Source organism: Clostridium sp. SGI.024, from assembly GCF_050315195.1.
Classification (GTDB): domain Bacteria; phylum Bacillota; class Clostridia; order Clostridiales; family Clostridiaceae; genus Clostridium.
On the sequence record NZ_JBNPON010000111.1, the window covers coordinates 1 to 4,527 of the forward strand.

General features: G+C 27.3%; 5 protein-coding genes and 2 tRNA genes. 3 read left to right on the forward strand and 4 right to left on the reverse strand.

The window, feature by feature from the left end:
* Positions 1-54 precede the first annotated feature (54 nt).
* Both ACQRD5_RS16665 and ACQRD5_RS16670 read right to left on the reverse strand, forming a co-directional pair.
* Positions 55-1,263, reverse strand: a complete 1,209-nt coding sequence (locus ACQRD5_RS16665; RefSeq protein ID WP_291629169.1) for a C40 family peptidase — start codon at positions 1,261-1,263, stop codon at positions 55-57.
* Positions 1,264-1,501: 238 nt separating this feature from the next.
* The gene (locus ACQRD5_RS16670) at positions 1,502-1,807 is read right to left on the reverse strand and encodes a hypothetical protein (RefSeq protein WP_291629171.1); all 306 of its coding nucleotides are present in this window, start codon (positions 1,805-1,807) and stop codon (positions 1,502-1,504) included.
* A gap of 159 nt (positions 1,808-1,966) precedes the next feature.
* On the opposite strand from ACQRD5_RS16670, the gene ACQRD5_RS16675 reads away from it, so the two are divergent.
* Positions 1,967-2,042 (forward strand) — tRNA-Pro (locus ACQRD5_RS16675).
* Positions 2,043-2,340: 298 nt separating this feature from the next.
* Complete coding sequence (locus tag ACQRD5_RS16680; RefSeq protein WP_291629173.1) at positions 2,341-2,982, forward strand: HAD family hydrolase; 642 nt, start codon at positions 2,341-2,343, stop codon at positions 2,980-2,982.
* 43 nt (positions 2,983-3,025) lie between these two features.
* On the opposite strand, the gene ACQRD5_RS16685 is transcribed toward ACQRD5_RS16680, so the two are convergent.
* Positions 3,026-3,772: a peptidylprolyl isomerase gene (locus tag ACQRD5_RS16685; protein ID WP_291629175.1), complete on the reverse strand. Its 747-nt coding sequence runs from the start codon at positions 3,770-3,772 to the stop codon at positions 3,026-3,028.
* Positions 3,773-3,941: 169 nt separating this feature from the next.
* Between ACQRD5_RS16685 and bcp the strand changes: the two genes are divergently transcribed.
* Positions 3,942-4,394 (forward strand): thioredoxin-dependent thiol peroxidase, encoded by a 453-nt coding sequence (gene bcp / locus ACQRD5_RS16690; protein ID WP_291629178.1) that lies wholly within the window; start codon positions 3,942-3,944, stop codon positions 4,392-4,394.
* Positions 4,395-4,443: 49 nt separating this feature from the next.
* On the opposite strand, the gene ACQRD5_RS16695 is transcribed toward bcp, so the two are convergent.
* Positions 4,444-4,519, reverse strand: a tRNA-Phe gene (locus tag ACQRD5_RS16695).
* Positions 4,520-4,527: the final 8 nt, after the last annotated feature.

The window sequence follows — 4,527 nt, forward strand, 5'->3', positions numbered from 1 at the left end:
AAAAATAAACTCCGTCTAAGGACGGAGTTTATTTAGTTAATATTAATTTCTTAATTAAAGTACTCTTCTAGCTGCATAGAATGATGTTACAGGTGATACTTTAACACTTTGACCTGGTTGCGGAGCATGTATATACTGACCGCCTCCAACATATATTCCAACATGGTCTAACCCATAAGTAAATACTAAATCACCTGGTTGTAATTCTCCATATGAAACTGGTGTACCAACATTAATTTGTGAGTATGTTGTTCTAGTTATTTCTATGCCAGCTGCATTCCTAAATACATAGCTTGTAAATCCTGAACAGTCAAAAGCATTTGGTCCTGTTGCTCCATATACATATGGAGTTCCTATGAATCCATAAGCAAAATCTACAATAGCATTTCCTGTAGCAGATGATTGACCTCTATTTGGCATACTAGCCGCTACTTGCTGTGCTTGTAAATCTTCAATTTTAACCTTTGCATTTTCTATTGCATTATTTACTTCTTCAACTACTGTAGGGCTCTTTAATTGCTTATCCGCAATAGTTACTAATTGTGCTATTGCACTTTGTAACTCTGAAATTTCACTAGATGATCCTAAAATACCAATTTGATATTCTACTAAGCTTCTTTCTGCAACTGATAGATATTCAGCATCAAACTTTTCTTGCTCTGCTTGTGCTGCAGCAATTAATACTTCTTGCTCTTTTTTCTTACCTTCAAGTTCAGATAATATTTTCTTATTTTCTTCATTAATCTTAGCTATTTCATTAGACTTTTCTTCTAATGAAGCAACTTTTTCATCTAATTTTTCTTTCTTTTGTAGTAGATCTTTTACTATCTTCTTATCGATATTAACTATTCTGCTAGCAGAATCTATCTTTGTAATAAGATCGCTAAAGCTTTCTGCACTAAATAATAGAGTCAAGTAACTTCCTTGTCCTCCTGATTTATATAGCTCTCTTAATCTTTTTCCTAGTACTTCTTCTTTAGCTTCGATTTCAGCCTTTGAAGCATCGATTTCTTTGTTAGTATTGTTTATTTCCTCTTTTATAGATTCTATTTGTTTTCTGTTGTTCTCATCTTTTTCAGCTAATGGAGCTATTTGCTCGTTCAAATTATATATTTTTCCTTGAATGTCTTCTATCTTCTTATTTATTTCGTCATACTTTTGTTGACTTTGTATTACTTCCTCATTTGGAGTAGCAAAAACTGGCGTTACCGAGGTAATTGTTAAAGCTCCAGCTATAACAATTGATAAAATCCTTTTTTTCATATTCGCTGGTCTCTTATGACCATCCCCCTCTCCCTATATGTTACTTAACCATTATAACACTTATGGTAAGCTTGGACAATGGTAATTTTTTAAAATTATTATAAATAGAGCATGTAAATGTATACTATACATATTTATTAAAATTATTTTTTTAATATTTTTATACAATACTCTCATTAAAGTATATTTATTTACTTGAATTTTTATATCAAAAATTTATACATATCTTAAAATCAGTCTATATATTTTTATATTTCTTAAGCAATTTATTTTGAATTGTTGATAAAATAAATATAAATATTATATAAATTATTATTATGTACTTAGATTTTTCTGTAAAGATCATATCTAATATTCCTAAAACTATTCCTACTAACCCTAAAAATAAATTAAATACTCCATTATAATACATAAATTTATCTGTATCCTTATATACTCCACTTTCCTTAAAGTATTTTTTTATTCTCTTACTTAGTAAAGATATTAATCCAATTATTAAAAAGCCAAAACTTCCTAAAAACATTATTAAAGTTGTACTTTTCATTTACTTTCCTCCTATCTTAATATTTGCCTACTTTTTACAATTTTAAACATAAGTATAAATTATTTTACCAATTTTGCTTCTCTGTGTAAATTTTTTTTATTTATCTATATAAAAAGTGTTGACACAATTATATATAGTTACTATAATTATAATGTACTTCGGGGTGTGGCGCAGATGGGAGCGCGCGTGGTTTGGGACCATGAGGTCGCAGGTTCAATCCCTGTCACCCCGACCATAAAAAATCCTCTCAATTTTGAGAGGATTTTTTAATTTAATAAAAATTAAATCATTTTAAAATGAATTTATTTCACAATTATTTACAATCTATATAATCATGAAATTCTTCAAATTTATCGTCAAATCCGATAGATTTACAAGAGATTAACACTATTGGAATTATAGAAATATAAATACTCAATATTAATATCCACATAAATCTTTATCCCCTTTAATATTTCTATTAAAATTATTATATTCAAAAGTTTCTTATAATAGCTATATTTTTCATATTTTTTTATTTGGAGGTAGTATACATGGACAACGTTAAAGCAGTAATATTTGATTTAGATGGGACACTAATAGATTCTATGGGAATATGGGCTCAAATTGATGAAGAGTACCTGGGTTCATTTGGACATGCAGTCCCTGAAAATCTTCAAGAAGAAATTACTCATCTTACACTTACTGAAACAGCTAATTATTTTAAAGAAAAATTTAATATAGAAGATACTTTAGAAAATATAATTTCTACTTGGCATTCAATGGCTTTACATCATTATTCAACTACTATTAAATTAAAGGATAATGTTATACCATTTTTAAATAAATTAAAGAATAATGGAATAAAAATCGCATTAGCAACAAGTAATTCTACTCAATTACTTGAAGCAACATTAAAAAATAATGGTATTTATAATTATTTTGATGCTATTAGTACAACTGAAGAAGTAAAGAAATCAAAAGATAATCCTGATATATATTTATTATCAGCAAAAAAGCTTAATATTACCCCTGAAGAATGCTTAGTTTTTGAAGACATAGTACAAGCCGTAAAAGGTGCTAAATTAGCCGGAATGAAGGTTTATGCAATACATGATAAAAGTTCAGCTCATCAAAGAGATGAATTAATAACTTTAGCCGATAGATATATTTGTAATTATAAAGAGCTTTTATAAAAATAAGCTATGAAATAATTCTATTTCATAGCTTATTTTTATATTACGCTCTAGTTACTCCATATTTATTTTCTAATTCTTTAACAACATCTAAATATTTTCTTTGTTGAGCATCTTGTAGTAATTTATTTACAATTTGATTCTTAACTTCCTCAAAATCAACTTCTTTTCCATCATTTTTTTCTTCAACCTTTATTAAATGATATCCAAATTGAGTTTGAACTGGTTCACTTACAATATTTAACTCTAAATTAAAGGCAGCTTTTTCGAACTCTGGAACCATCATTCCTTTACCAAAAGCACCTAAATTACCACCTTCTTCTTTTGATGGACAAGTTGAGTACTTTGCAGCAGCTTCCTCAAAAGTTAATTTATTTTCATCTAATTCTTTTTTTATTTGATCACATAACTCTTTAGTATCAACTAAAATATGTTTAGCTGTAACTGTAGCAGGTTGAGCAAATAAATTTTTATTATTGTTATAATAGTTTAAAGCATCTTCATCTGTAACTGTTACTTCTAATAATAACTTATTTAAAGTTAATTGAGTTAAAATATCCTTTTGAGCTTGTTTAACATTATCTTCATATTCTGCTGTTTCATCTAATTTTAATTCTTTACCTAAAATATTTAATAACTCAAATGAAACTATTTGTTCTAATAATTGTTTCTTTGCTTCATCAGTACTAAAATATGCTCTTTTATCTTCTGGATATCTTGCTATTATATTTTGTAAATCTGATTCCTTAATTTCATTACCAGCAACAGTTGCTAAAACTTTATTTTCCATCACATAATCTCCTTTTATTTTAAATTTATTAACATTCTTAATTATAGCAGAGTTTATCTATAAATATTATAATTTTTATTAATTAATACAAATAAATCTAATTAAATCTAGTTCCTTGATAATAATAATTATTAGTATTATAATATATTTGTTATAAGGAGGTATTAAAATGGAAATAGGAAATTTAGCACCTGATTTTACTCTTGTAGGATCTGATGGAAAAGAACATAAATTAAGTGATTATAAAGGAAAAAAAGTAGTTTTATACTTCTATCCAAAGGATAATACTCCTGGATGTACTACTGAAGCTTGTGATTTTAGAGATAATATACATGAAATAACTAATCTAAATGCAGTTGTTCTTGGTATAAGCAAAGATAACTTAAATTCACATAATAAATTTATCCAAAAATTTAATTTACCATTTGTTCTACTAAGTGATGAAGATAAAGTTATATGTAATTTATATGATGTAATTAAAGAAAAGAATATGTATGGCAAGAAAGTACTTGGCATAGAGAGAAGTACCTTCATAATTGATGAAGATGGTAAACTTATAAAGGAATTCAGAAAAGTTAAAGTTAAAGGTCACATAGAAGAAGTTTTAAATAGTCTTCAATAAAGTAATTTTTAAAATAAAAAAGCACTAACTTAGTTAGTGCTTTTTTATCTGGTGGCTCGACCAGGAATCGAACCAGGGACACGAGGATTTTCAGTCCTCTGCTCTACCGACTGAGCTATCGAGCCATAAAATA

Excerpts from the sequence above, each read along its gene's own strand:
- ACQRD5_RS16670 (WP_291629171.1), bottom strand. The coding sequence starts at position 1,807 with ATGAAAAGTACAACTTTAATAATGTTTTTAGGAAGTTTTGGCTTTTTA.
- bcp (WP_291629178.1), top strand. The coding sequence starts at position 3,942 with ATGGAAATAGGAAATTTAGCACCTGATTTTACTCTTGTAGGATCTGAT.
- ACQRD5_RS16665 (WP_291629169.1), bottom strand. The coding sequence starts at position 1,263 with ATGAAAAAAAGGATTTTATCAATTGTTATAGCTGGAGCTTTAACAATT.
- ACQRD5_RS16685 (WP_291629175.1), bottom strand. The coding sequence starts at position 3,772 with ATGGAAAATAAAGTTTTAGCAACTGTTGCTGGTAATGAAATTAAGGAA.
- ACQRD5_RS16680 (WP_291629173.1), top strand. The coding sequence starts at position 2,341 with ATGGACAACGTTAAAGCAGTAATATTTGATTTAGATGGGACACTAATA.